The following is a 23,950-nucleotide window of genomic DNA, read 5'->3' as shown; positions in this document are numbered from 1 at the left end:
CCGACCGCTGACTGTCGTGATCGGCTGCGACACCTTCGCCCCCGACGTGAACGGAGCCGCGAAGTTCGCCGAGCGCCTCGCCGCCCCCGTCATCGAGTTCGACGACGCGCTGCGCACCCTCGTCGCCGACATGTTCGAGACGATGGACACCGCCCCCGGAGTCGGCCTCGCCGGCCCGCAGGTCGGCGTCCCGCTGCGCCTGTTCGTCTACGACTACGCCGACGACGACGGCACCCCCCGCCGCGGCGTCGCGATCAACCCCGAGCTGTACGTCACGCCGACCCCGCTCGGCGAGGCGGACGAGGACACGGAGTCGGAGGGGTGCCTGTCCTTCCCCGGCGAGCGCTTCCCGCTCCGCCGCTCCGAGCGCGCGATCCTCCGCGCGGTCGACCTCGAGCAGGAGCCGTTCGAGATCGTCGCGGACGGCTGGTTCGCCCGCGTGTTCCAGCACGAGTTCGACCACCTCGACGGCGTGCTCTACATCGACCGCCTCGAGCACGACTACCACAAGCCGGTCGCGAAGATCACCCGCAAGCGCGGCTGGGGCGGACCCGGCGTCTCGTGGCTGCCCGGCGTGGAGCACCTCGAGGACTGACTCGGGCCGCGAGAACGCAGGAGTCGTCGCACTCGAGCGCGAGTGAGACAACTCCTGCGGACTCGGGCGGCGGGCGGGCGGCCTCACTGCTCGCGATCGGCTTCCCGAGGAGGTGCGTTCCGCGGAGCGGGCCCTGTCGGACTAGCCGGGGAACCCTGACAGGTCGACCCCGTGCACGCCGTTGTGGTGGCGGATCGCGGGGAACGAGGCGGTGACGCTCCGGCCGACGCCGGGCGTCCGCTTCTCGGTCACGTCGCCGCCGAAGAGGGCGGCGCGCTCGCGCAGCTCGGCGAGCGCGGGGCTGTCGATGCGCTCGGTGAGCGAGCGCAGGTCCGCCTCGAGAGCGCTGGCGTCCTGCTCCGCCGCGCCGTGCTGCTCGCGGTCGTCGTCGACCTCCACCCGCAGGCCCGTGGTCGTCCACCGGGAGCTGATGCGGACCTCGGTCCCCGCGCCGCCGGTCTCCAGCGCCGAGTCGAAGGCGTACTCGAGCACCCGGAGCACGGCCACCTCGGCGCCGTCCTGCAGCGGGAACGGCTCGCCGAACGACTCCTCGCGGACGCTCAGGCCGCGCTCGCGGGCACCCTCGATCAGAGGGGCGGATCCGCCGGTGCGCGGCAGCTCCCCCGGATCGACGGAGGCGATGGTCGCGATGCGGCGCAGCTGCGCCAGCGAGGCCTCGGCCGCCCGCACGGCACGCTGCGCCGACCGCGCGGCTGCGGCGGGGTCGCGGTCGATCGTGAGCCGGACGCTCTCGGCCTCCTCGACGACGTGCGCGGCGCTGCGGACCGCGAGCTGCTCGAGCTCGCCGACGATGCGGAGTCTCGCCTCCTGCTCGCCGACCGCCAGCTCGAGGCGGACGACGCGCGCCGCCTCCTCCGCACGGCTCGCGGCGGCACGGCGCTCGGCGCCGACGGCGCGGCGCCACAGCACGACGACCGCGACCAGGGCGATCAGGGCGAGGACGAGGACGACTTCGAGCACGACGGCCTCCGGGGGGACGGGACGGGTTCGGCACAGGGGCGCCGGAGAGAGATCGTACCCGCGCCGCGGACAGCGGACCTGAGGCCGCGGAGGGGGTTGCGGAGCCGGACTCAGCCGTCGGAGCGCACGGAGCGGGTGACGGTGAAGCGGCGGTCGCGGGCCACCACCGAGGTCGGCCCGACCGCCCGGCGCAGCTCGGCCGGGTGCGCGAGGTGGGAGTTGAAGACCGTCCACAGCACGCCTCCGGGGCGCAGCACGCGGCCGGCCGCACGGAGCATGCGCCGGGCGACGAGGTCGGTGACGGCTCCGTCGGAGTGGAACGGCGGATTGCAGAGCACGACGTCGACCGAGGACGGCTCCAGCGTCGAGGCGTTGTCGTCGCGGAGGACGCGGACGGGCAGCTCGTTGGCCGCCGAGGTCGCCCGGGCGGACTCGACCGCGGCACGCGAGGTGTCCGTCGCGGTCACGGCGAGGTCGGGGCGGGCCCGGGCCACGACGGCGGCGAGCACGCCGGTTCCGCAGCCCAGGTCGAGGGCGGTGCCCGCGGGGAGGGAGTCGAGGTCGAGGGCGGCGAGCAGGGCGCGGGTGCCGAGGTCCAGGCGCGCCCCGGCGAAGGCTCCCGGCAGCGCCACGACCTCGAGGTCGAGCTCGACCAGACGGCGCCGCTCGGGCCCGGGCACGGGCGGCTGGTCGGGGAGGGCGCCGCTCGCGAGCAGGGCGCGCGACTTCTGACGGGCGAGGGAGACGTCGATCCGCTCGTAGCGCGCGGCGAGCACGTCGTTCATCGTGCGGGTCATGTGCTTGATCCGGCCGGCGCCGATCAGGGTCGCCGCCGGATCCGCGAGAGCGGTCTCGGCGGCGACGGCGGCCAGGGCGTCGAGCGATCGCGGCAGGCGCAGGAGGACCGTGTCGGCGTCGCGGACGGCCTCGGCGACGGAGTCGACGATCTCGATCGGCGCGAGGTCGACGCCCGACGCGCGCACCGTCTCGAGGTTCTTCGCCAGAGCGCGCTCGGCGGTGATCGAGTCCTGCACGACGCGCACGTCACGGCCGTCTGCGGCGAGGCCGAGGCTCAGCGCCCCGTAGGCGTCCCCGATCACGGCGATGCGGCCGCGGTCGGCGGCGAGGTCGAGCAGCAGGCGGTCGCTGGCGTCGACGGCGACGAGATCCGGCGCCTCGACGTCGGGACGACGGCGCAGGAGGGCGAGCACGTCGTCTCGCATCGCGCCTCCCATCGTCGGTCCGAGCGCATGGGCCCTCGAGGGCGACCGCTCGCGGGCACGAAAAAAGGGCCCGAGAGTGGAGTCCCGGACCCTTCGCTCCCCGACTTGGACTCGAACCAAGAACCTACCGGTTAACAGCCGATTGCTCTGCCAATTGAGCTATCGAGGATCATCCGACCACCCGGAGGCGATCAGCGCGGTACTACTTTAGCAAACTCTCCGCGAACGCAAAATCGGGCGCGCACTCAGTAGCCGGAGCCCGGGTCGACACGGCCGACGAACGGCTCGCCGGCGGCACAGGCGGCCACGTTGGCGCGCACGCGCTCGGCCAGGAGCGGCGCGGTGATCTCGGGGGTGTCCGCGCTGTGGGGCGTGATCAGGCACCGGGGCTCGCTCCACAGCGGATGCCCGTCGGGCAGCGGCTCGGGGTCCGTCACGTCGAGCGCGGCACCCGCGAGACGGCCCTCGGCGAGGGCGGCGACGAGCGCGTCCGTGTCGACGAGGCTTCCCCGCGCGACGTTGACGAGCACGGCGCGGGCGGGGAGCCGCGCGAGCAGACCCGCGTCGACCATCCGCTCCGTGCCCGCGGTGGCGGCGGCGGCCAGGACCAGCACGTCGGCGTCCGCCGCGGCCTCGGCGAGCCGCGACGCCGGCAGGGTGCGGGCGGCGCCCTCCACCGGCTCGTCTCCGCGTCGGACGATCGTCACCCGGCAGTCGAAGACGGCGAGCAGCCGCAGGAGCTCGCGAGCGATCCCTCCCGCTCCGACGATCACCACGGAGGCGCGGTGCAGCGTGACCGCCTTCTTCGGCCCCCACGACTCAGCGCGCGCCCGCTCCGGCAGCGAGCGCAGGAGGGCGAGCACCAGCGCGAGCGCGTGCTCCGCCACCGGCTCCGCATAGGCGCCCTTGGCGCTGGTCCAGACGACGTCCGCGCGGGACGCAGCGAGCACGGGTGCGAAGACGTCGACGCCGGCCCAGGGCAGCTGCACCCAGCGGATCGTCGGGTGCTCCTCCAGCACCGCGGCCAGCTCGTCGGTGCGGCCGTAGGACAGCCAGAGCAGCGCGTCCGGGCTCTCGTCGAGTCCGACGACCACTCCCCCGCCCGACTCGACCGCCTCGGCGAACACCGGCTTCGGCCGCGGGAGCACCGCGACGCGCGGTACGGTCACTGGTCGGCCGCCTCGACGCGCTGCGCCCGGGAGGCGTCGAAGCGCTCGTACTCGGCGAAGGCCGCTCCGAGCTCGCGCACGTAGGGGTGCCGGGCCTCGATCAGCACGTCCAGCAGCGGACCGTAGGCGACGACCTCGCCGCCGACGAGCACCGCGATCCGGTCGGTCGCCCGGCTCAGCACGTCGATGTCGTGACTGACCACGACGGCCGCGAAGCCCTCCCGGCGCCGCAGATCGGCGAGGAGGTCGACGATCGACTCGCGCACCGTCGCGTCGATGCCCGAGGTCGGCTCGTCGGCGATCAGCACCTTCGGGCCGAGCACGAGCGAGCGGGCCACGGCCACGCGCTGGCGCTGGCCGCTGGAGAGCTCGTAGGGGTAGCGGTCCAGCAGGAACAGCGGCAGGTGCACGGAGTCGAGCAGCGTCGCCACCCGCACCGCCGCGGCCTTCGGGTCGTAGTGGCGGTCGCGGAGGAAGATCGGCTCGGCGATCAGCTCCGAGACGGTCAGCTCGGGGCGCAGGGTCGCGCCGGCGTCCTGCGCGAGATGCGCGACGTCGACGGTGAAGCGCTTGAGCTCGCGGGCGGGGAGGGAGCGGAGGCGGTGCCCCGCGACCGTCGCGTCCCCTCCGATGATCACGGGGCGCGTGCGGCCGCCGTCGTGCCCGAGGCCGTCGCCGCCGAGCACGCGCGCGAGCGTGGACTTGCCCGAGCCGCTGCCGCCGAGGATCCCGAGCACCTCCCCCGGCTCCACCCGGAGGCTCACTCCCCGCAGCGCCGTCCACCGGCGGCTGATGCCGCGCGGGGGGTACTCGACGCTGAGGTCGTCGACGACGATGGGGGCCGGATCCCCGGCGGTCCGGCTCACGCCCGGCGCTCCGCCTCGACGATGCTGCGCAGGAGCTCGCGCCGCGAGGCCTGCTCGACCGGGTCGGGCACGGGCAGGGAGGCGAGCAGTCGCTGCGTGTAGGGGTGCTTCGGCGCGGCGAGCACCTCGGCTCCCGTCCCCTCCTCGACCAACTCGCCGCGGTAGAGCACCGCGATGCGGTCGGCGAGCCGATCGACCACGGCGAGGTCGTGGCTGATGAACAGCGAGGCGAAGCGGAACTCGCGCTGCAGCTCGGCGAAGAGCTCGAGTACGCGGGCCTGCACCGACACGTCGAGCGCCGAGGTCGGCTCGTCGGCGATCAACAGCTTCGGCTCCAGGGCGAGGGCCCGGGCGAGGCTGGCGCGCTGGCGCTGGCCGCCGGAGAGCTCGTGCGGGTAGCGGTCGCCGTAGGAGCGGGGCAGCTGCACCGCCTCCAGGAGCTCGTCGACGCGCGAGCGCGCCCCGGCGGCGTCGCCGGCCCGCCCGTGCACGATCAGCGGCTCGGCCACGCACTCGGCGATGGTGAGCAGGGGGTTGAAGCTCGACGCCGGGTCCTGGAACACGAAGCCGATGTCGCCGCGGACCGGCCGGAAGGCGCGCTCGCGGATGCCGCGCATCTCCTTGCCGAGGACCTTCAGCGACCCGCCGGTCACCGGCGTCAGGCCCGCGATCGCGCGCCCGATGGTCGTCTTGCCCGAGCCGCTCTCGCCGACGAGGCCGAGCACCTCGCCCGCGCGGATGCGCAGCGAGACGCCGTCGACCGCGACGAAGCCGGGGCGGCCGAGCCGGCCGGGGTACTGGATCCGCAGGCCCTCGGCGGCGACGAGCGTCTCGGCCTCGGGGGCCTCGGCGCGCTCGACGGCACGGACGCGGGCGCGCTCGACGCCCTGGCCCACGTGCGGGACGGCGGCGAGGAGCTTCCTGGTGTACTCGGCCTTCGGCGCCGAGAACAGCTCGGAGACCGTCGCCTCCTCGACCAGCTCGCCCTGGTACATCACGGCGACGCGGTCGGCCAGGTCGGCGACGACGCCCATGTTGTGGGTGATCAGCACGATCGAGGTGCCGAACTCGTCGCGGCACCGGCGGAGCAGGTCGAGGATCTCGGCCTGCACGGTCACGTCGAGGGCCGTGGTCGGCTCGTCCGCGACGATCAGACCGGGGTCCAGGACCAGGGCCATCGCGATGACGACGCGCTGCTTCTGGCCGCCCGAGAACTGGTGCGGGTAGTAGTCGACCCGCTTCTCCGGCTCCGGGATGCCGACGGTGCGCAGGACGTCGATCGCGCGCCGCCGCGCCTCCTTCTTCGAGACGGAGCCGTGGGCGCGCAGCCCCTCCGCGATCTGCCAGCCGACCGTGAAGACCGGGTTGAGGGCGGTGCCCGGCTCCTGGAAGACCATGGCGACGTCGGTGCCGCGCAGCTCCCGGAGGCGCGCCTTGGGCACGGAGACGACGTCGGTCGCCGCGCTGCCGTCCTTCTTCGAGAGCAGGACCACTCCGGAGGCGGTGGCCGTCTCGGGCAGGAGGCCGAGGATGGTCTTCGCGGTCACGGTCTTGCCGCTGCCGGACTCGCCGACGATCGCCAGGACCTCGCCGCGCTCCACGCGCAGGCTCACGCCGGCGACGGCGCGGACGGCTCCGCGGTCGCTCGCGAAGGCGACCTCGAGGTCGGTGATGTCCACGATCGGACGCGCTGAGGCGTCCCGGACGGTGCGCTGGTCGCTCATCGCGTCCCCTCCACTCCGGCGACGGGGTCGTGCCCCGGCGTCTCCAGGCCGTCGGCGGCGAGGACGCCGCCCGGCACGACGGACGTCGCGGCGACGTCGCCGGCACCGGCGGCCACCGCGCGCCGACCGCGCAGGCGCGGGTCGGCGAGGTCGTTCAGGCTCTCGCCCACGAGGGTGATGCCCAGCACCACGAGCACGATCGCGAGACCCGGGAAGACCGAGGTCCACCAGATGCCGCTCGTGACGTCCGACAGCGCCTTGTTGAGGTCGTAGCCCCACTCGGCGGCCGACGTCGGCTCGATGCCGAAGCCGAGGAAGCCCAGGCCCGCGAGGGTCAGGATCGCCTCGGAGGAGTTGAGCGTGAAGATCAGCGGCAGCGTGCGCGTCGCGTTGCGCAGGACGTGGCGGAACATGATCCGCGGCGTCGACGCTCCGATGACCTTCGCCGACTCGACGAAGGCGTCGCCCTTGATCCGCACGGTCTCGGCCCGGATCACGCGGAAGTACTGCGGGATGTAGACGACGGTGATCGAGACCGCCGCGGCGAAGATGCCGGCCCAGAGGTTCGACTGCCCGCCGGAGATGACGATCGACATCACGATCGCCAGCAGCAGGGTCGGGAACGCGTAGATCGCGTCGCAGATCACGACGAGCACGCGGTCGAGCCAGCCGCCGAGGTAGCCGGAGACGAGGCCGAGGAAGACGCCGAGGAAGATCGACAGGACCACGGCGACGACGATCACGAGGAACGCGGTCTGCGCTCCCCAGATCACGCGCGAGAGGACGTCGTAGCCGCCGACGGTGGTGCCGAGCAGGTGCTCCGCGCTCGGCGGCTCCTGCGCTCCGAACGACTCGCCGCCCGAGCGCAGCTGCGAGTAGCCGTAGGGCGCGATGAGGGGCGCGAACAGGGCCACCAGCAGGAACGCGCCGGTGATGATCAGGCCGGTGACGAGCATCCCCCGCTGGAGGCCGACGCTCTGCCGGAGCTGGTGGACGACCGGCAGGCGGTCGACGAGGCGGCGGCGCGGGCGCGCCGGGGAGGTGGTGCTCATGCTCAGTACCTCACTCGCGGGTCGATGAGCGCCGCGATGACGTCGACGATGAAGTTGGTCAGCGCCACGATGACGGCGAGCAGGGCGACGATGCCCTGCACGGCCACGAAGTCGCGGGCCTGGAGGTACTCGGCGAGCTGGAAGCCGAGGCCTTTCCACTCGAAGGTGGTCTCGGTGAGGACGGCGCCGCCGAGCAGCAGGGCGATCTGCAGGCCGATCACGGTGATGATCGGGATGAGCGCCGGCCGGTAGGCGTGCGTGCGGACGAGCCGGAACTCGCTCACTCCGCGCGAGCGCGCCGCGTCGACGTAGTCGGTGCCGAGCGTGCCGATCACGTTGGTCCGCACCAGGCGCAGGAAGATGCCCGCGGTCAGCAGGCCCAGCGCGACGGCGGGGAGCACCGCGTGCGAGAGCACGTCCGAGATCGCGGCCGGGTCGCCGGTCTGGATCGCGTCGATGAGGTAGATGCCGGTCTTGTTCTCGAGGAACTGGAGCGAGAGCTCGGTGCTCGTCGAGGCGCGCCCGGCGACGGGGAACCACTTCAGCCAGACGGAGAACACCAGCTTCAGCAGCAGGCCCGCGAAGAACACCGGGGTCGCGTAGCAGAGGATGGCGAAGATGCGCAGCACCGCGTCGGGCGTGCGGTCGCGGTGGTAGGCGGCGAGCATCCCGAGCGGGATGCCGACCAGGAACGCCACGATCAGGGCGTAGAAGGCGAGCTCGACCGTCGCGGCACCGTAGGTGAGGAGCACCTCGGTGACGGGGCGGTTGTCGCTCAGGGTGGTGCCGAAGTCGCCGGTCAGCAGCTTGCCGAGGTACTCGAGGTACTGCACGATCAGCGGCCGGTCGTAGCCGGCGGCGGCCACGCGCTCGGCGAGCTGGTCGGCGGTCAGGCGGCCGCCGAGGGCCGCTGTGATCGGGTCGCCCGTGGAGCGCATGAGGAGGAACACCAGCGTCACGAGGATGAAGACGGTGGGGATGATGAGCAGGAAGCGGACGAGCAGGTAGCGCCCGAGTCCGCCTCCGGAGCCGCGCGGTCGCCGGGTGGGCGCCGTCGCCGCAGCCGTCGTGGCTGTCGTCACGTGATGCCTTTCGTGGAGAACGGCCGGCGCCTCCTGTCGGGGAGGCGCCGGCCGCGAGGGGGTGGATCAGCCCTTGCTGAGTGCCGCGTAGCGGAACTTGAACGAGGCGTCGAGGGTGTCCTCGGCTCCGCTCACCGTGCTGCCGACGACCGCCACCTGCGAGCCCTGCAGGTAGGGGACGGTCGAGAGCTGCGCCGCGACCTTCTCCTGGATCTGCTCGATCAGCGCGGTGCGCGCGTCGGCGTCGGTGGTCGAGACCTGCTGCGCGATCAGGCTCTGCACCTCGGCGTCGTCGAAGTGGTTCGCGAGGAAGTTCTCCTTGATGAAGAACGGCGAGAGGTAGTTGTCGGCGTCGGAGTAGTCGGGGAACCAGCCGAGCTGGTACGCCGGGTAGACGTCGCTCGAGCGGTCCTTCGAGTACTGCACCCACTCCGTGGTCTGCAGGTTCACGGTGAAGAGGCCGGTCGACTCCAGCTGGTCCTTGATCAGCGCGTACTCGTCGCCCGAGGACGGACCGTAGTGGTCGTTCGAGTACTGCAGGTTGAGGGTGACCGGAGCGGTGACGCCGGCGGCCTCGAGGGTCGCCTTCGCCTTGTCCGCGTCGGGCGCGCCGTTGCCGTCGCCGTAGAGCGACTTGAGCGGCTCGACCGCGCCGGTCAGACCGGCGGGGACGTAGGAGTAGAGGGGGGTGTAGGTGCCCTTGTAGACCTGGTCGGCGATCTCGTCGCGGTCGATCAGGTCGGCGACGGCCTGGCGCACGGCGAGGGCCTTGGCGCTGTCGGCCTCACCGGTGGTCGCGCCGAAGGGCTGGGTGTCGAAGTTGAAGACGATGTAGCGGATCTCGCCGCCGGGGCCGTCCACGACCTTGACCGTGTCGTTGCCGCGGAGGTCGTCGATGTCCGTCGCCGAGAGGCTGCGGAACGCGACGTCGATGTTCCCCTCCTGGATGTCCAGCTTGAGGTTCGACGAGTCCGCGTAGTACTTGACGTTGACGGTGTCCGTCTTCGCCTCGCCGAGAACGCCCTGATAGTCCGGGTACGCCTTGTACTGGATGAGGTTGTTCACGTCGTAGTTCGCGATCGTGTACTGGCCGGCGAAGGCGTCGCCGGAGACGATGTCGGCGTCCGCGGTCAGCTCGTCGGCCGAGAAGACCTCCTCGTCCACGATCGGGCCGGCGGGGCTCGAGAGGATCTGCGGGAAGGTCTGGTCGTTCTCGGACTTGAGCGTGAAGACCACGGTCGTGTCGTCCGGAGCCGCGACGCTGTCGAGGTTCGCCAGGAGCGAGGACGGGCCGTTCTCCGCCGCGATGCCGACCTGGCGGTCGAAGGAGAACTTCACGTCGGAGGAGGTGAGGTCGTGGCCGTTGGCCCACTTCAGTCCCTCCTTCAGCTTCACGGTGTACTCCGTGGGAGCGGTGAACTCCGCCGACTCGGCGATATCGGGCTCGACGTCCGGGCTGCCGTAGGGGGTGTTCATCAGGAACGGGAACACCTGGTTCATCACGGCGAAGGAGCCGTTGTCGTAGGAGCCCGCAGGGTCGAGGGTCGTGATCTTGTCGGTGGTGCCGATGGTCAGGGCCCCTCCGGCGCTGCCGCCGGACGAGTCGTTCCCGCCGGCGGCGCAGCCCGTCAGCACGAGCGCGACCGCGGCGAAGCCTGCGGCGGCGGCCAGTGCACGGGTGCCGCGAGTGGATGCGGAATTCATCTCCGTCTGCCTCTTCCTGTCAAGGATGGGATGCGGGCGCGCTCCGGGCGCGCGGACTCTCGGCACACAGATCTCCTGTGGGCTGTGGCGTCACGACACTGGACGCCCGCATTGCTGTTCCTCATGGGTAACACAGTTGTGAGCGCTCTCCGAACCGGCACGGGCGTGCGGCCGATTTCTTCACACGACCGCAACACGCTCACTCCGTGCGCAGCGCCCGCTTCTCGCGCTCGAGCTCGACCAGGCGCACCTGCACCGCGCGCGCCATCACGGGATCGGCGGACGCGCGCTGCAGCGCCCCGCGCAGCTCGGCGATCTCGCGGAGCAGGTCGCGCTCGATGAGCGAGATCGCCACGTCGCGGGAGTAGCGGGCGAGCCCCTCCTCGTCGGCGGCGGGGATCGGCGCCACGGCGAGCTGGCGCACCAGCGAGGCGAAGGGGCCGGGGACGTCGTCTGCGACGTGCTCGACCCAGTCGCGGTCCTCCGCCCGCTCGAGGTTCGCGACCACGGCGTCGCGGACCACGCGGAGGGTCTCGTTCGTGACCGCCGCGTGCGCCGCCCGGGCCAGGAGCTCCGGCCCCATCGCCTGGGGCAGCTGGAGCATCGCCATCAGCGCCTCGCGCTCGATCCGCGTGACGACGTCGACGGGCAGGTCGGCGATGCGCGCGCCGAGGGGCGCCTCGGCCGTGGGCGACTCGCCGCCGCCCCGGCCGCCCTGCTGATCGCGGCCCTCGGGTCCGGAGGAGCGGGGCCGGGATCCGGCGGAGCGCACCGCGGAGTTGACCTCGGCCATGTCCAGGCCGAGCATCCGGGCGAGCTCGCGGGAGTAGCCGGGCCGCAGCGCCGGGTCGCGGATCTCGGCGACGACCGGGGCGGCCGCGCGCAGGGCCGCGATCCGGCCCTCGACCGTCTCGAGGTCGTAACGGTCGAGCAGCTGCCGGATCACGAACTCGAACATCGGCTTCTTGTCGTCGATGAGGCGGCGGACGGCGTCGTCGCCGCGGTTCAGGCGGAGGTCGCAGGGGTCCAGGCCCTCGGGCGCGACGGCGACGAAGGTCTGCGCGGCGAAGCGGTGCTCCTCCTGGAACGCGCGCATCGCGGCCTTCTGGCCCGCCGCGTCGGGGTCGAAGGTGAAGACGACCTCGCCGACGCCGCTGTCGTCGCCCAGCACCCGGCGCAGCACCTTGATGTGGTCGACGCCGAAGGAGGTGCCGCAGGTGGCGACCGCGGTGGTGACGCCGGCGAGGTGGCAGGCCATGACGTCCGTGTAGCCCTCCACGACGACCACCCGGTGCCCGCGGGAGATGTCGCGCTTGGCGAGGTCGAGCCCGTAGAGCACCTGGGACTTGTGGTAGACGGGCGTCTCGGGGGTGTTGAGGTACTTGGGGCCCTTGTCCTCCTCGAGGAGGCGGCGGGCGCCGAAGCCGACGGTCTGGCCGGTCACGTCGCGGATCGGCCAGACGAGGCGGCCGCGGAAGCGGTCGTAGACGCCGCCGCGATTGTTGCTGCTGACCAGGCCGGCCGTCGTCAGCTCCTCCTCCGAGAAGCCGCGGCGCTTGAGCGCGGTGGTGAGCCCGTCCCAGCCGTCGGGCGCGAAGCCGACGCCGAAGCGGTCGGCGGCGGCGCGGTCGAAGCCCCGCTCGCCGAGGAAGCGCCGGCCGACGTCGGCGCCCGGGGTCGCGAGCTGCTCGCGGAAGTACTCCTCCGCGGCGTCGTTCGCGGCCAGGAGGCGCGCGCGCCCGCCGGTCTCGGGTGCGCGGCCGTCGCCGTCCTCGTACTGCAGCGGGAAGCCGATGCGCCCGGCGAGGCGCTCGACGGTCTCGCTGAACGAGCTGTGGTCCATCTTCATGACGAAGCTGTAGACGTCGCCCGACTCCTGGCAGCCGAAGCAGTGGTAGAAGCCGGCCTGCGGGCGGACGTGGAAGCTGGGGCTGCGCTCGTCGTGGAAGGGGCAGAGGCCCTTCAACGAGCCGATGCCGGCCGACTTCAGCGTGACGTACTCGCCGATCACGTCGCCGATGTTCACCCGCGCCTTGACCTCCTCGACATCTGACTGTCGGATCCGAGGCATGGGGTCCATCGTATCGGCCGCTGAGGCCGCCGAGCCGGGGTGGGGAGAACTGCTGGCGGCCCGGTCGCGACGACGGCCGGCTACGCGCGGTCCGGGCGGGCGGGCGCCGCGGCGATCTCGGCGGCGACCTCGTGCAGGGCGGAGCGGACCACTCGGGCGGCCTCGTCGAGCGGCCCCGAGGAGGCGACGAGGAAGGCGCGCGCAGGGCGCCGAGCGGCGTCGACGGGCACGGCGACCACACCGCGCGGCAGTCCCGCGATCGCGAGAGCCGGGACCGTCGTGACCCCGAGGCCGGCCGCGACGAAGCCGAGGCGGCTGCTCCACGCGTCGATCTCGGCCACCACCCGTGGCCGCTCGGCGTCCGGCCAGACGCCGAACTGCGGCTCGCCCCTCCCCCCGCGGCCGACCACCCAGTCGGCGTCGGCCAGGTCGCGGAGGCAGAGGCGCCGGACTCGCGCCCAGGGGTGGTGGTCGGCGACGGCGACGTGCAGGGCGCCGGAGGGCAGGATCTCGGTCTCGAGCCCGGTCAGGTCGTGCTCGTCGGGCTCCGTGCCGACCGCGACGACGGCCAGGTCGAGGCGCCCCGCGCGGAGGCGGCGCAGCTGCACCGGCGTGGAGGACTCGAGGAGGACGACCTCGATCGCCGGGTGGTCGCGGCGCACGCGGGCGATCGTCTCCGGCGCGAGGCGCATCGCGGTGGTCGGGAACCCGCCGAGGAGGACCCGTCCGAGCAGAGGCCGGTCCAGGGCCGCGACCTCCCGGGCGGCGGCGTCAAGGTGGTCGAGCACGGCCGCGCCGTGACGGGCGAGGCCGAGAGCCGCGGCCGTCGGGACGACTCCCCGCGGGCCACGCTGGAACAGCGGCACTCCGGCCGCCTCCTCCAGCGCCGCGATCTGCTTCGAGACGGCGGACTGCGTGAAGCCCGTCTCCTCGGAGGCGCCGGTGAAGGATCCCGTGCGCAGCACCGCCGCCAGGGCTCGGAGCAGCTGCGGGTGCACGTCGAGGGGCATGGGGCCAGAATGCGCCGGTCAGTCCGATGAGGAATGCCGGACGTGACAAGCATTCGCTACCGGAAGGGGCGCGGTCCGAGAAGACTCGCCTGCATGACGACGACGAGGACCTGGCTCATCACCGGCACGACGAGCGGCTTCGGTCGGCTCTGGGCGGAGGCGGCGCTCGAGCGCGGCGACCGGGTCGCGGCCACGGCCCGCGACACGGGTCGGCTCGCCGAGACGGCCGCCCGCTTCCCGGAGCAGCTGCTCCCGCTCGAGCTCGACGTGACCGACCGCGACGGTGTGCTCGACGCCGTCGCGACGGCGGAGCAGCGCTTCGGCGGGATCGACATCGTCGTCAACAACGCCGGCTACGGCCACTTCGGCATGGTCGAGGAGCTGACCGAGCGGGAGATCCGCGAGCAGATGGAGACGAACTTCTTCGGGGCGCTCTGGGTGACCCAGGCCGCGCTCCCGGCGCTGCGGCGCTCCCGGGGCCGCCTGCTGCAGGTCACCAGCGAGGGCGGCGTGCGCGCCTTCCCCGGGATCGGCGCGTACCACGCGTCGAAGTGGGCGCTGGAGGGACTGAGCGAGTCGCTGCGCCAGGAGGTGGAAGCGCTCGGCGTCCGCGTCACCTGCGTCGAGCCGGGCCCCTACGCCACCGACTGGCTCTCGCGCGGGTCGCGGCGGAGCGCCGAGCGGGAGGAGTACGCGGGCGTGCGCGAGCACGGACCCGAGTTCTCGGTCGGCGATCCGGTCGCGACGGTCCCGGCGATCCTCCGCCTCGTCGATGCGGCGGACCCGCCCGCCCGCCTGGTGCTCGGCTCGGTCCTCCCGATGATCGAGGCCGTCTACGAGGAGAGGCTGCGGACCTGGCGGTCCTGGTCGGAGGTCTCGGCGGCGGCGTTCGGGGGCGGGCGGTGACCGGTCCCGCCAGCGCGGGCTCGGTCCGCGTGCAGGAGGTCGTGGATCCGCACGACCACGAGATCGACGCGCCGCCGAGCGACGAGCTCTGCCTCGTGCTGGTGACGGCGGGCTCCTACGTGATCGAGAGCGCCCGGCCCCACGGTCGCTGGGCGACCGGGCAGGCGGCCCCGGGCCGCACGTCCGCGACGCCCCCCGGCCGGGAGATCCGGGCCTCCTGGAGCAGCAGGAGCACAGAGCGGTTCGCGTCGCTGCACGTCGCCGTCGGACCGACTCTGGTGGCGAGCGTCCTCGAGGCGTTCCCCGGCACGCCGGCCGCGCGGCTCGACGTCCTCGCGCTCGGCGACGACTACGTCCGCGCCTCGATGCTCGCGATCGACCGGTCCGCGCGCGTCGGCGCTCCCGCCCTGCTCGGGGAGACGGCGGCCCTCTCGCTGGTGGCGCACCTGCTCTCGCTCCCCGAGCCGGTCGCGCGTCGGGCCGAGCCCGGCCTCTCCACCGTCCAGCTCGCACTCGTCGCCGACCACCTCGCGGCCCGGCTCGCGGATCCCGTGACCCTCGACGAGCTCGCAGCACTGGTGCACCTCAGCCCGTTCCACTTCCTGCGCCGGTTCTCCGCCGCCACGGGGTCCACGCCGATGCACCGCCTGACGGCGCTGCGGATGGAGCCCGGCCGCGCACTGCTGGGCCGCTCGGACGCTCCGGTCGCGGCGATCGCCGCCGCCTGCGGCTACAGCACGCCCGCGGCCTTCGCCGCCGCCTACCGCCGGCACCACGGAGTCAGCCCGCGCGAGCACCGCGCCCGGCTCGAGTGACTCGGTCAGGCGGCCAGGCGCCCCGCGGCGTCCACGCGCAGCTCCGCGAGGCGGTCCCGCGTCGCGACCAGGTCCTCGATCTGGGCGTCGAGGCGGGCGTGCTCCCGTTCGAGGAGCCCGAGCATCGCCCGGGTCGTGGTGCCGGAGTAGATGCACGGGAGGAGCTGCACGACCTCGGCGCTGCCCAGGCCCGCCCGGAACAGCTGCTGGATCAGCAGGACCCGGTCGACGGCGTCCTGCTCGTAGACGCGCTGACCGCCGTCCGTCCGGCAGGAGCGGATCAGCTCCCGCGTCTCGTAGTAGCGGAGTGACCGCACGCTCACTCCCGTGCGCTCCGCGAGCTCGCCGATCCTCATCCGTTCTCCTCCGACCCCTTGCAGCTGACACTGATGTCAGATCTCACGGTCGACGACATGGACATCACAGGATCGACCGCACTCGTCACCGGCGCGAACCGGGGCCTCGGTGCCCGCTTCGTCGACCAGCTCCTCGACCGGGGCGCCGAGCGCGTCTACGCGACAGCGCGACGGCCCCCGTCTCTCGCGGGATTCGACGCCGACCCGCGCGTCGTGACCCTCGAGCTGGACATCACCGATCCCCGGCAGATCGCCGCCGCCGCAGCCCGGGCCCGCGACGTCGACCTGCTCGTCAACAACGCGGGGATCCCCACCCTGCAGGACCTCGTCACCGGCGATCTCGAGCTCATCCGTGCGGAGATGGACACCCACTTCTACGGGGTCCTCGGCATGACGCGCGCCTTCGCCCCGATCCTCGGGAGCAACGGCGGCGGCGCGATCGTCTCGGTCCTGTCGCTGCTGTCCTTCCGCACCTACCCGGGCAACGGCGCCTACGCGGCGGCGAAGGCCGCGGAGTGGCAGCTGACCAACAGCACCCGGCTCGAGCTGGCCGCGCAGGGGACGCAGGTCCTGGCCGTGCACCTGTCCTCGACCGACACCGACATGATGGCCGGCTGGGAGATCCCGAAGGCGAGTCCGGAGGCGGCCGTCTCGCTCGCCCTCGACGCACTGGCGGCGGGCCGCGAGGAGGCGCTCGACGAGGAGACCGCCGGGGTGAAGGCCCTGCTGGACCGCTCGCCCGAGGAGCTCTACGCGGCCCTCCGCTCGCCCGCCGCCTCGTGACCGTCGTTCCGCAGGATCGCGCCCGTCCTCCGCAGGACCGCGACACCGCGGCGGTCCCGCCCGCCCGAGAGTGGGACCGTCCCTCCTCCCCGATGAAAGGACCACCATGTCGAAAGTCGTGATCGTCTCCGGCGCCTCGAGCGGCTTCGGAGCGATGACCGTCCGCAGGCTCGCCCTCGCCGGGCATCGCGTGTACGCCGGGATGCGCGCCCTCGGCACCCGCAACGCTCCGGCCGCCCAGGAGGCCCGCGACTTCGCCGAGCAGCACGGCGTCGACCTCCGCCCGATCGAGCTCGACGTGTCCGACCAGGCCTCCGTCGACGCCGCCGTCGCGCGCATCGCGGACGAGAGCGACGGGATCGACGTCGTCGTCCACAACGCCGGCCACATGGTCCTCGGGCCGACCGAGGCCTTCACGGTGGAGCAGCTCGCCGCGGCCTACGACGTCAACGTCCTCTCGACGCAGCGGCTGAACCACGCGGTCCTGCCGATCCTCCGCGCCCAGGAGGAGGGTCTGCTGGTGTGGGTGGGCTCGTCGAGCTCGCGGGGCGGCACGCCGCCCTACCTCGGGCCGTACTTCGCCGCGAAGGCCGCGGAGGACGCGCTCGCGGTCGGCTACGCGGTGGAGGTGGCGCGCTTCGGGATCGACACCGTGATCGTCGTCCCGGGGTCGTACACGACCGGGACCAACCACTTCGCCCACGCCGGACGGGCGGAGCGCGCCGACATCGCCTCCGCGTACGAGGACCGCTACCCGGGTCTGATGGAGGACGTCTCGGCCCGCCTCGCCGAGCTCGCCCCCGACGACGCCGACCCGGAGGAGGTCGCCGCGGAGATCGCCCGGGTGATCGACCCGCCCCGCGGCTCGCGCCCCTTCCGGGTCGTCATCGATCCGGCCGACGACGGCGCCGCCCGCGTCTTCGAGCTGGGGGACGCCGTGCGCCGCGAGTTCTACGAGAGGATCCGCATGCAGGACCTGCTCGCCCCCACCGACACCTCGACCCAGGGAGAGACCCGATGACCGCACAGCACCAGCCCCGCACCGCTCTCGTGACCGGCGGCTCCGGAGGCATCGGGCGCGCCGTCGTCGAGCGCCTCGCCCGCGACGGCTTCTCGGTCGCGGTGCACTACTCCGGCAACCGCGACCGCGCCGAGAGCGTGGCGGCGCGAGCCCGGGAGGCGGGCGTCGAGGCCGTCGTCGTCGGCGGCGACGTCGCGGACGAGACCGCGATGGCCGCGGCCTTCAGCGAGGCCGAGGAGGCGCTCGGCGGTCTGGACGTGGTGGTCAACACCGCGGGGATCATGATCCTCGGGCCCGTCGCGACCTTCGACCTCGCGGACCTCGACCGGATGCACCGCACCAACATCCGCGGGCCCTTCGTCCTCGCGCAGCTCGCCGCGGCGAGGCTCCGCCCCGGAGGCGCGATCATCACCTTCTCGACCAGCGTGACGCGCACGTCGTTCCCGACCTACGCCCCTTACGTCGCGTCGAAGGCGGCGGTGGAGGCGATGACCCTCGTCCTCGCCCGCGAGCTCCGGGGCCGGGACATCACCGTCAACGCCGTGGCTCCGGGGCCGACCGCCACTCCCCTGTTCCTCGACGGGAAGTCGGAGGAGGAGGTGGCGCGACTCGCCGGAGCCGTCCCGCTGGAGCGGCTCGGGCAGCCCGAGGACATCGCCGAGACCGTCGCGTTCCTGGCGGGTCCCGGCCGCTGGATCAACGGGCAGGTCGTCTTCGTCAACGGCGGTCTCGCCTAGGCGGCGTGGGCGGAGCAGCCGCCCTGCTCCGCCCGCGTCACAGGGCGCCGTCGTACCGGGCGCGCGCCTCCTGCACCGCGGGGAGCTGCCGGTCCGTCCACCGCAGGAGCGCGTCGACGAGCTCGTTGAGCGTGTCGCCGATCGGAGAGATCCGGTACTCGACCGCGACCGGTCGGGTGCCGAGCACCACCCGCTCGATCATCCCGTTCCGCTCCAGCCTGCGGAGCGCAGCGGTGAGCGACTTCTGCCCGACGGCCGGCACGGCTCGGCGCAGCTCGTTGAACCGCAAGGGCCGCTCGCAGAGCTGGTCGAGCACCTGGAGCGACCACTTGTCGAGGAGCTCGTCGAGCAGCTCGCGATGCGGAGCGTCGACCTGCAGCAGCTTGGTGACGGTCGGAGCGGTGTCGTCCATGCCACCTCGTCTCGTCGAAGTGCCCTGAGTACACCAGGTAGACAGAGGGAACCGCCTATCGAGAGAAGTCGTCATGACCGTCACCACCTCCTCCCCCGAGGGCATGCTCCAGCCCGTGAACTACGCCCACATCTCCGTGGCCACGGGCGCCCGGCACGTCCACGTGGCGGGCCAGATCGCCCGCGACGGCCAGGGGAACCGGCTCGCGCCGGACGACCTCGCCGGCCAGGTCGCGCAGGTGCTGCGCAACACGGCCCGCGGGCTGGCCGGAGCGGGCGCGACCTTCGACGACGTGGTCCGGCTGCGGTTCTTCCTCACGCGGTCCACTCCGGAGATGTTCACCGCGTGGGCCGCCGGGATCGAGCAGGTCCGCGAGGAGCTCCGGCTCCCCGACCCGCTGCCCCCGCTGTCCGCGATCGGTGTCGACTTCCTCTTCGAGCCCGACGTGCTGGTCGAGCTCGAGGCCTACGCCGTGCTCGACTGAGCCTGCGCGCCTCCGGGGCCCCGCACCCCGAGATCAGGGTCATCCCTGATCCGCCCCCGCCCGCTGTCTCCGAGAATCGACCCATGCCCCCTGCCGCCTCGCGCCCGCCCCTCCTGCGCGCTCTGCTCGTCGCCCTGCTCGGCGGGCTCGTCCTGGGCGGGCTCACCAGCCTGCTGCAGGGCTCCCTCCCGCCGTCGGTGAGCTCGTTCGCCAACTCCTCCGGGGGCTGGTCGATGCTCGTGTTCGCGCTCGTGCGCCTCGGCGGCGCCCGGCCGGTGGCGGCGGCCGCGCTCGGACTGCTGAGCTTCTGGGCGCTGCTCGAGGGCTACGACCTCGTGACCGCGGCGCGCGGCTTCGGCTACTCGCTCCCCTTCACCGACGTCTTCTGGCTGCTCGCCGTCCCCGCCGGGCCGATCCTGGGGGCCGCCGCCGCCCTCACCCTCCACGGCTCGACGACGTGGCGCGTCCTGGCCGTCGCGCCGCTCTCGGGCGTGCTGATCGGCGAGGGCGTCTGGGCGCTGGGCGCAGTCGCCGACACCACGAGTCCGGTGTACTGGTGGATCCAGATCGTCCTGGGCGCGGGCTTCCTCGTCCTGGCCGTCGTGCGGAGGAGGCCCCGGGCACTCGTCCGGCTCGCGGCGCTCGGCGCCACCGCGGCGGCCGCCGTCGCCTTCTTCGTCGTCTACTCCGCGCTGTGAACCGTTCGAGAGCGTCGACGCGCAGCCTCCGCGCACTCGCGGGGCCCGCCCTCCTCCTGGCCCTCGCCGGGTGCACCGGCACGGTGGACACCCCGGTCACGCCTGCGTCGTCCGCCTCCGTGTCGTCGCCGGCACCCTCCGCCACCCCTCCTCCGATCGACGTCTCCGCTGAGCTGGCCGCGCTCGAGAGCGAGTTCGACGCCCGGATCGGCGTCAGCGCGGTCGACACCGGCTCGGGCCGCCGCGTCGAGCACCGGTCGAACGAGCGCTTCGGCTACGCCTCGAGCCTCAAGGCCCTCGCCGTGGCGGAGTTCCTGCGCACCGTCCCCGCCGCTGAGCGGGACGAGGTGGTCACCTGGACCGCCGCCGACGTCGAGGCAGCGGGCTACTCCCCCGTCACGGAGGAGAGCACCGCCACCGGCCTGCCGCTGTCGCAGCTCGCCGAGGCGGCGGTCCGCCGGAGCGACAACACGGCGCTGAATCTGGTGCTCCGGCGCATCGGCGGACCCTCCGCGCTCGACCGCGGACTCGAGGCTCTCGGCGACACCACCACCGAGGTGGTGAACGAGGAGCCCGCGTTGAACACGATCGAGCCCGGCAGCACCGAGGACACCACCACCCCGGCCGCGTTCACCGCGGACCTCGCCGCGGTCGCCACGGGTGAGGTGCTGTCCGCAGAGGACCGCGCGCTCCTGCTCGACTGGATGAGCGGCAACGCGACCGGCGACGCGCTCGTCCGGGCGGGTGCTCCGGCCGGCTGGAGCGTCGCGGACAAGTCCGGAGGCGCCGGCGGGATCCGCAACGACGTCGCCGTGGTGACGCCGCCCGGGCGGGACGCGGTCGTGCTGTCGATCCTCACGGCGCGCAACGACCCCGAGGCGGACTACGACGACGCGCTCGTCGCCCGCGCCGCGGCCGTCGTGCTGGGAGCGCTGCAGTAGCGTCGGCCAGGCGTCAGCAGTGCCGGTTCACGTACCCCGCTGCGCCACGGGGGACGACGTCGCGGTCGCGGAGGGTGACCGAGATGCTCCGGCCCTGCGCGGCGCAGGCCTCGGCGTAGGCCGACCGGCCGTTGTCGGTGTACTCGATCTCGGAGACCTGTCGCCCGTAGGCGTCCGTGTAGGCCGTGCACTCGTCGTAGACCTGGCACTCCTCGACGACCGCGAAGTCGAAGCCGACCGTCCTCTTCCCGGCAGCGGCGAGGTCGGCCCCGTTCTTCTGGCCGATCGCCAGGCCGGCGCGGTGAGCGCGCGCCGTCAGGAGGGTGGCGAACGCCAGCGCCTGCGACGTCGTCAGCCTCCCGCCCGAGCGGGTGTAGCTGTCCAGATTGTCGGCCTCGACGGCGTCGAAGCCGTCCTCGGCGCATCCGTCGATCCAGGCGCCGACGATCGCGAGCAGAGCGGTCCGCTTCGCGGAGGTCGAGACGTCGAAGAGGTACTCGTTCGGCCAGCCCGGGTCGGCGAGGGGCTTCCCGTCCGCTCTCCTCACCAGGAGCTCGGGGTGCCGCTTCGCGAAGGCGGCGCTCTCCCCGGGCTGGGTCTGGAAGGCGTTGACGTAGCAGATGCTGTACCGGCCGGCGGCGGGCGCGTCCGTGCGATCGCGGTCGACGATCGTGACGCTCGACGCCGGAGCGTAGGCGCCTCCGAGCTGGTAGTCGAGGACGCCGTTCGCGGGAGGCAGCAGGGGTGCCGCCGAGGCCGCGGCGGGCTGGACCAGCAGCAGGCCGGCGACGACGAGGGCGAGGAGGCCGAGACGGGGACGACGCGGCCTCATCCGGGGGCTTTCTGCGTGCGCCCTGCAGCTCGCCCGCCCGTGGCCGCCGGCAGCGCGCCGAGTGCGAGCTCGCCGATGCCCGCGATGCGGTCCGCCGGTGCTCCGTCGCGGGCCTGCGTCGACATCCCGCTGAGCACGGCGACGACGAAGGCGGCGACGGATCCGGCGTCCGTCTCCGGCGGCACGTCGCCCTCCTCGATCCCGCGCTCGACCCGGGCGGCGATGAGCGCCTCCATCTCGCGGCGACGAGTCTCGAGCCGCGGTTCGCTCAGCACGAAGCAGCCCGCCGGAGTGCCGGGCGCGGAGTACCCCTCCGCGCTGACGCGGACGACGGCGGCGACGGCCTCCCGCGCGGTCGGCCGGTCGAGCATCTCCTCGAGCACGGCGTTCGCGGTGCCGGAGTAGCAGGCGGCTGCGGCCTCGAAGAGCTCGTCCTTGTCGCCGAAGGCGGCGTAGAGGCTCGGTGCCGAGATGCCGATGTCGCGGGTGAGCACCGCGACCGTGGTCTCGTCGTAGCCGTCGCTCCAGAAGCGGTTCATCGCGGTCCGCAGCGCCGCCTCGCGGTCGAAGCTCCTCGGTCGTCCTGCCATGAGCACCAATCTATAGCAGGCGCTACGGAATGTGCTAGCGTCCTCGCCACACGTTCTTTATCGATCGCTACAGAAAGCGGGACACCATGCAGATCCACGACTCCACCGCCCTCGTCACCGGCGCCAACCGGGGCATCGGCGCCGAGTTCGTCCGGCAGCTCCGCGCCCGCGGGGCCCGCACCGTCTATGCCGCCGCCCGTGACGTCTCCTCGATCCCGCTGAGCGAGGGCGTGGTCCCCGTCGCCCTCGACGTCACGGACCCGGCGCGCATCGAGCAGCTGGCCGCCGAACTCGGCGACCTGCAGATCCTCGTCAACAACGCGGGCATCGCGCCGACCGTTCCCTTCCTGACCGGTGACATCGCCGAGATCCGCCGGACCGTCGAGACGAACGCGTTCGGACCGCTCCTGCTGGCCCGCGCCTTCGCCGGCCACCTGCGCCGCGCGGGCGGCGGCGCCGTGCTCAACGTGCTGTCCGTGTCGTCCTTCACGTCGTTCCCCGGCGCCGAGTCCTACTCGATGTCGAAGGCCGCGGCGTGGAGCGCGACCGACGGCCTCCGCCTCGCTCTCGCCGAGCAGGGCACCCAGGTCCTCGGCCTGCACATGGGGTTCGTCGACACCGACATGGCGTCCTGGACGGACGCGCCCAAGTCCTCGCCCGAGGCGATCGTGACCGCCGCCCTCGACGGCCTCGAGCGCGGCGACTCCGAAGTGCTCGCCGACGACATCGCCCGCAGCGTCAAGGCCGGCCTCGCCCTCGACCCGGAGGAGCGCTACGGGCAGCTGCTCGCCGGCTGATCCTCGGCCTGCGGCGTCACCGGAGGTCGTCGTCGATGCCGCGGAGGTCGAGGACGAACCGGTAGCGCACATCGTTCTCCGCCAACCGGCGGAGAGCGGTCCCGATCTCCGCGACCGGCAGCACCTCCACCTCCGCGGCGACGCCCTCAGCGGCGCAGAAGTCGAGCAGATCCTGCGTGTACCGGCGCCCTCCGCTCCCGGCCGAGGCGAGCCGCTTCCTGCCGACGAGCAGGTCCAGGACGTCGAGCGTCACCGTGCCGAGGTGCCCGAGGAGGAACAGGGTGCCGTCGAGGGCGAGCACGCGCAGGTACGGTGCCGGGTCGTGCGGGGCGGACACCGTGTCGATCACGACGTCGAGCGAGTCGCGGGCGGCGGCGAGCGCCTCCGTGTCGGTCGTGACGACGACGTGCTGCGCTCCGAGCCGGCGGGCGTCCGCCTCCTTGCCCGCTGACGTGGTCAGGAGCGTGACCTCGGCGCCGAGAGCCGCGCCGAGGCGGACCGCCAGGTGGCCGAGTCCGCCGAGGCCCGCCACACCGAGGCGGGTCCCGGGCCCGACTCCCGACGCTCTCAACGGCTCCCAGACCGTGATCCCCGCGCAGAGCAGCGGTGCGGCCGCTGCCGGATCCAGGCCCTCGGGGAGCGCGTAGGCGAACCGCTCGCTCACGACGTACCGGCCGGAGTAGGCCCCGAGCGTCGGCGTCCCGTCGACCCGGTCCGCACCGCCGTAGGTGAGAGTCGGGAAGCGCGCGCAGAAGTTCTCCTGACCCGCGCGGCACATGCCGCACTCGCCGCACGAGTCGACGATGTTCCCCACCGCGACCGCGTCGCCCGGGCGGAACGCCGTGACTCCCGAGCCGACGGCGAGGACCTCGCCGACGAACTCGTGGCCGGGCACCAGCGGGAATGCCGCGGCCGCGCCCAGCGCGTGGAGGTCGCTGTGGCAGACGCCGCAGAAGTCGACGCGGACGTCGAGGTCGTCGGCGCGCAGCTCGCGCCGCTCGATGACGGCGGGGCGGAGGGAGTCGCCGGGACGCTCGGCGAGGAGTGCGGTGGTGAGCATGCCGGAAAGACTACCTACCGGTTGGTAGATTCCGCGGGATC

Annotated in this window: 25 protein-coding genes and 1 tRNA gene; 10 read left to right on the top strand and 16 right to left on the bottom strand. The window is 73.2% G+C overall.

Going from position 1 to position 23,950, the window contains the following annotated elements:
• The first annotated feature begins 46 nt into the window (after positions 1-46).
• Positions 47-595 (top strand): peptide deformylase, encoded by a 549-nt coding sequence (gene def, locus C5C24_RS12605; protein WP_104305126.1) that lies wholly within the window; start codon positions 47-49, stop codon positions 593-595.
• A gap of 141 nt (positions 596-736) precedes the next feature.
• On the opposite strand, the gene C5C24_RS12600 is transcribed toward def, so the two are convergent.
• The 11 genes from C5C24_RS12600 to C5C24_RS12550 all read right to left on the bottom strand — a co-directional run bounded on the left by C5C24_RS12600 (position 737) and on the right by C5C24_RS12550 (position 13,477).
• On the bottom strand, positions 737-1,576 hold the full coding sequence (locus tag C5C24_RS12600) for a hypothetical protein (protein WP_104305124.1): 840 nt from the start codon (positions 1,574-1,576) through the stop codon (positions 737-739).
• 110 nt (positions 1,577-1,686) lie between these two features.
• Positions 1,687-2,799 (bottom strand): class I SAM-dependent methyltransferase, encoded by a 1,113-nt coding sequence (locus C5C24_RS12595; RefSeq protein ID WP_104305123.1) that lies wholly within the window; start codon positions 2,797-2,799, stop codon positions 1,687-1,689.
• Between the two features lie 96 nt (positions 2,800-2,895).
• A tRNA-Asn gene (locus tag C5C24_RS12590) sits at positions 2,896-2,968 on the bottom strand.
• Positions 2,969-3,044: 76 nt separating this feature from the next.
• Positions 3,045-3,968, bottom strand: a complete 924-nt coding sequence (locus C5C24_RS12585; protein ID WP_258065217.1) for an NAD(P)-dependent oxidoreductase — start codon at positions 3,966-3,968, stop codon at positions 3,045-3,047.
• Positions 3,965-4,834: an ATP-binding cassette domain-containing protein gene (locus C5C24_RS12580; protein ID WP_104276805.1), complete on the bottom strand. Its 870-nt coding sequence runs from the start codon at positions 4,832-4,834 to the stop codon at positions 3,965-3,967. Before C5C24_RS12580 ends, C5C24_RS12585 begins: the two co-directional genes overlap by 4 nt.
• Positions 4,831-6,558, bottom strand: coding sequence for an ABC transporter ATP-binding protein (locus C5C24_RS12575; protein WP_104305122.1), 1,728 nt, complete (start codon positions 6,556-6,558; stop codon positions 4,831-4,833). The genes C5C24_RS12580 and C5C24_RS12575 overlap by 4 nt, the downstream gene beginning before the upstream one ends.
• Entirely contained in the window at positions 6,555-7,610 is a 1,056-nt protein-coding gene (locus C5C24_RS12570; RefSeq protein WP_104238213.1) for an ABC transporter permease, read from the bottom strand. Before C5C24_RS12570 ends, C5C24_RS12575 begins: the two co-directional genes overlap by 4 nt.
• 2 nt (positions 7,611-7,612) lie before the next feature.
• Positions 7,613-8,692 (bottom strand): ABC transporter permease, encoded by a 1,080-nt coding sequence (locus C5C24_RS12565; protein ID WP_104223444.1) that lies wholly within the window; start codon positions 8,690-8,692, stop codon positions 7,613-7,615.
• A gap of 66 nt (positions 8,693-8,758) precedes the next feature.
• Positions 8,759-10,396, bottom strand: coding sequence for an ABC transporter substrate-binding protein (locus C5C24_RS12560; RefSeq protein WP_104223443.1), 1,638 nt, complete (start codon positions 10,394-10,396; stop codon positions 8,759-8,761).
• Positions 10,397-10,595: 199 nt separating this feature from the next.
• Positions 10,596-12,467, bottom strand: coding sequence for a DNA primase (dnaG, locus tag C5C24_RS12555; RefSeq protein ID WP_104281478.1), 1,872 nt, complete (start codon positions 12,465-12,467; stop codon positions 10,596-10,598).
• A gap of 80 nt (positions 12,468-12,547) precedes the next feature.
• Positions 12,548-13,477 (bottom strand): LysR family transcriptional regulator, encoded by a 930-nt coding sequence (locus C5C24_RS12550; RefSeq protein WP_104305121.1) that lies wholly within the window; start codon positions 13,475-13,477, stop codon positions 12,548-12,550.
• Positions 13,478-13,570: 93 nt separating this feature from the next.
• On the opposite strand from C5C24_RS12550, the gene C5C24_RS12545 reads away from it, so the two are divergent.
• Both C5C24_RS12545 and C5C24_RS12540 read left to right on the top strand, forming a co-directional pair.
• On the top strand, positions 13,571-14,383 hold the full coding sequence (locus C5C24_RS12545; RefSeq protein ID WP_104305120.1) for an SDR family NAD(P)-dependent oxidoreductase: 813 nt from the start codon (positions 13,571-13,573) through the stop codon (positions 14,381-14,383).
• Positions 14,380-15,198 (top strand): helix-turn-helix domain-containing protein, encoded by an 819-nt coding sequence (locus tag C5C24_RS12540; protein ID WP_104305119.1) that lies wholly within the window; start codon positions 14,380-14,382, stop codon positions 15,196-15,198. Before C5C24_RS12545 ends, C5C24_RS12540 begins: the two co-directional genes overlap by 4 nt.
• A 5-nt stretch (positions 15,199-15,203) precedes the next feature.
• Here C5C24_RS12540 and C5C24_RS12535 read toward each other — a convergent pair whose 3' ends face one another.
• Positions 15,204-15,554, bottom strand: coding sequence for a MerR family transcriptional regulator (locus tag C5C24_RS12535; RefSeq protein ID WP_104281475.1), 351 nt, complete (start codon positions 15,552-15,554; stop codon positions 15,204-15,206).
• Positions 15,555-15,587: 33 nt separating this feature from the next.
• On the opposite strand from C5C24_RS12535, the gene C5C24_RS12530 reads away from it, so the two are divergent.
• The 3 genes from C5C24_RS12530 to C5C24_RS12520 all read left to right on the top strand — a co-directional run bounded on the left by C5C24_RS12530 (position 15,588) and on the right by C5C24_RS12520 (position 18,095).
• Positions 15,588-16,337, top strand: a complete 750-nt coding sequence (locus C5C24_RS12530; protein ID WP_258065216.1) for an SDR family oxidoreductase — start codon at positions 15,588-15,590, stop codon at positions 16,335-16,337.
• Between the two features lie 106 nt (positions 16,338-16,443).
• Positions 16,444-17,358 carry an SDR family NAD(P)-dependent oxidoreductase gene (locus C5C24_RS12525; RefSeq protein WP_104305118.1) on the top strand — a complete coding sequence of 305 codons (915 nt, stop codon included), beginning with the start codon at positions 16,444-16,446 and terminating at the stop codon, positions 17,356-17,358.
• Positions 17,355-18,095, top strand: a complete 741-nt coding sequence (locus C5C24_RS12520; protein ID WP_104281473.1) for an SDR family oxidoreductase — start codon at positions 17,355-17,357, stop codon at positions 18,093-18,095. The genes C5C24_RS12525 and C5C24_RS12520 overlap by 4 nt, the downstream gene beginning before the upstream one ends.
• 37 nt (positions 18,096-18,132) lie before the next feature.
• On the opposite strand, the gene C5C24_RS12515 is transcribed toward C5C24_RS12520, so the two are convergent.
• Positions 18,133-18,507 carry a helix-turn-helix domain-containing protein gene (locus C5C24_RS12515; RefSeq protein ID WP_104305117.1) on the bottom strand — a complete coding sequence of 125 codons (375 nt, stop codon included), beginning with the start codon at positions 18,505-18,507 and terminating at the stop codon, positions 18,133-18,135.
• A gap of 73 nt (positions 18,508-18,580) precedes the next feature.
• Between C5C24_RS12515 and C5C24_RS12510 the strand changes: the two genes are divergently transcribed.
• From C5C24_RS12510 to bla, 3 genes are all read left to right on the top strand, one after another.
• A complete protein-coding gene (locus C5C24_RS12510; RefSeq protein ID WP_104281471.1) occupies positions 18,581-18,991 on the top strand; it encodes a Rid family hydrolase in 411 nt (136 codons plus the stop codon).
• Positions 18,992-19,074: 83 nt separating this feature from the next.
• Positions 19,075-19,689 (top strand): DUF6518 family protein, encoded by a 615-nt coding sequence (locus C5C24_RS12505; protein ID WP_104305116.1) that lies wholly within the window; start codon positions 19,075-19,077, stop codon positions 19,687-19,689.
• Positions 19,686-20,630, top strand: coding sequence for a class A beta-lactamase (bla, locus tag C5C24_RS12500; RefSeq protein ID WP_104305115.1), 945 nt, complete (start codon positions 19,686-19,688; stop codon positions 20,628-20,630). The genes C5C24_RS12505 and bla overlap by 4 nt, the downstream gene beginning before the upstream one ends.
• A gap of 13 nt (positions 20,631-20,643) precedes the next feature.
• On the opposite strand, the gene C5C24_RS12495 is transcribed toward bla, so the two are convergent.
• Both C5C24_RS12495 and C5C24_RS12490 read right to left on the bottom strand, forming a co-directional pair.
• Entirely contained in the window at positions 20,644-21,462 is an 819-nt protein-coding gene (locus tag C5C24_RS12495; protein WP_104305114.1) for an endo alpha-1,4 polygalactosaminidase, read from the bottom strand.
• Positions 21,459-22,052, bottom strand: a complete 594-nt coding sequence (locus C5C24_RS12490; protein ID WP_146082617.1) for a TetR/AcrR family transcriptional regulator — start codon at positions 22,050-22,052, stop codon at positions 21,459-21,461. Before C5C24_RS12490 ends, C5C24_RS12495 begins: the two co-directional genes overlap by 4 nt.
• 86 nt (positions 22,053-22,138) lie before the next feature.
• Between C5C24_RS12490 and C5C24_RS12485 the strand changes: the two genes are divergently transcribed.
• The gene (locus tag C5C24_RS12485; RefSeq protein ID WP_104305112.1) at positions 22,139-22,849 is read left to right on the top strand and encodes an SDR family oxidoreductase; all 711 of its coding nucleotides are present in this window, start codon (positions 22,139-22,141) and stop codon (positions 22,847-22,849) included.
• Between the two features lie 16 nt (positions 22,850-22,865).
• On the opposite strand, the gene C5C24_RS12480 is transcribed toward C5C24_RS12485, so the two are convergent.
• Positions 22,866-23,909, bottom strand: coding sequence for an NAD(P)-dependent alcohol dehydrogenase (locus C5C24_RS12480; protein WP_104305111.1), 1,044 nt, complete (start codon positions 23,907-23,909; stop codon positions 22,866-22,868).
• Positions 23,910-23,950 lie beyond the last annotated feature (41 nt).

The organism is Rathayibacter sp. AY2B3 (genome assembly GCF_002931755.1).
Classification (GTDB): domain Bacteria; phylum Actinomycetota; class Actinomycetes; order Actinomycetales; family Microbacteriaceae; genus Rathayibacter.
The sequence above is the reverse complement of the archived record's forward strand: the minus strand, read 5'-3'. Positions and strand labels throughout refer to the sequence as shown.

What these genes read in the sequence shown, in the direction of transcription:
- C5C24_RS12595 (WP_104305123.1), bottom strand. Translation starts at nt 2,799, where the DNA reads ATGCGAGACGACGTGCTCGCCCTCCTGCGCCGTCGTCCCGACGTCGAG.
- C5C24_RS12575 (WP_104305122.1), bottom strand. Translation starts at nt 6,558, where the DNA reads ATGAGCGACCAGCGCACCGTCCGGGACGCCTCAGCGCGTCCGATCGTG.
- C5C24_RS12570 (WP_104238213.1), bottom strand. Translation starts at nt 7,610, where the DNA reads ATGAGCACCACCTCCCCGGCGCGCCCGCGCCGCCGCCTCGTCGACCGC.
- C5C24_RS12560 (WP_104223443.1), bottom strand. Translation starts at nt 10,396, where the DNA reads ATGAATTCCGCATCCACTCGCGGCACCCGTGCACTGGCCGCCGCCGCA.
- dnaG (WP_104281478.1), bottom strand. Translation starts at nt 12,467, where the DNA reads ATGCCTCGGATCCGACAGTCAGATGTCGAGGAGGTCAAGGCGCGGGTG.
- C5C24_RS12550 (WP_104305121.1), bottom strand. Translation starts at nt 13,477, where the DNA reads ATGCCCCTCGACGTGCACCCGCAGCTGCTCCGAGCCCTGGCGGCGGTG.
- C5C24_RS12545 (WP_104305120.1), top strand. Translation starts at nt 13,571, where the DNA reads ATGACGACGACGAGGACCTGGCTCATCACCGGCACGACGAGCGGCTTC.
- C5C24_RS12535 (WP_104281475.1), bottom strand. Translation starts at nt 15,554, where the DNA reads ATGAGGATCGGCGAGCTCGCGGAGCGCACGGGAGTGAGCGTGCGGTCA.
- C5C24_RS12530 (WP_258065216.1), top strand. Translation starts at nt 15,588, where the DNA reads ATGTCAGATCTCACGGTCGACGACATGGACATCACAGGATCGACCGCA.
- C5C24_RS12525 (WP_104305118.1), top strand. Translation starts at nt 16,444, where the DNA reads ATGTCGAAAGTCGTGATCGTCTCCGGCGCCTCGAGCGGCTTCGGAGCG.
- C5C24_RS12520 (WP_104281473.1), top strand. Translation starts at nt 17,355, where the DNA reads ATGACCGCACAGCACCAGCCCCGCACCGCTCTCGTGACCGGCGGCTCC.
- C5C24_RS12515 (WP_104305117.1), bottom strand. Translation starts at nt 18,507, where the DNA reads ATGGACGACACCGCTCCGACCGTCACCAAGCTGCTGCAGGTCGACGCT.
- C5C24_RS12510 (WP_104281471.1), top strand. Translation starts at nt 18,581, where the DNA reads ATGACCGTCACCACCTCCTCCCCCGAGGGCATGCTCCAGCCCGTGAAC.
- C5C24_RS12505 (WP_104305116.1), top strand. Translation starts at nt 19,075, where the DNA reads ATGCCCCCTGCCGCCTCGCGCCCGCCCCTCCTGCGCGCTCTGCTCGTC.
- C5C24_RS12495 (WP_104305114.1), bottom strand. Translation starts at nt 21,462, where the DNA reads ATGAGGCCGCGTCGTCCCCGTCTCGGCCTCCTCGCCCTCGTCGTCGCC.
- C5C24_RS12490 (WP_146082617.1), bottom strand. Translation starts at nt 22,052, where the DNA reads ATGGCAGGACGACCGAGGAGCTTCGACCGCGAGGCGGCGCTGCGGACC.
- C5C24_RS12485 (WP_104305112.1), top strand. Translation starts at nt 22,139, where the DNA reads ATGCAGATCCACGACTCCACCGCCCTCGTCACCGGCGCCAACCGGGGC.
- C5C24_RS12480 (WP_104305111.1), bottom strand. Translation starts at nt 23,909, where the DNA reads ATGCTCACCACCGCACTCCTCGCCGAGCGTCCCGGCGACTCCCTCCGC.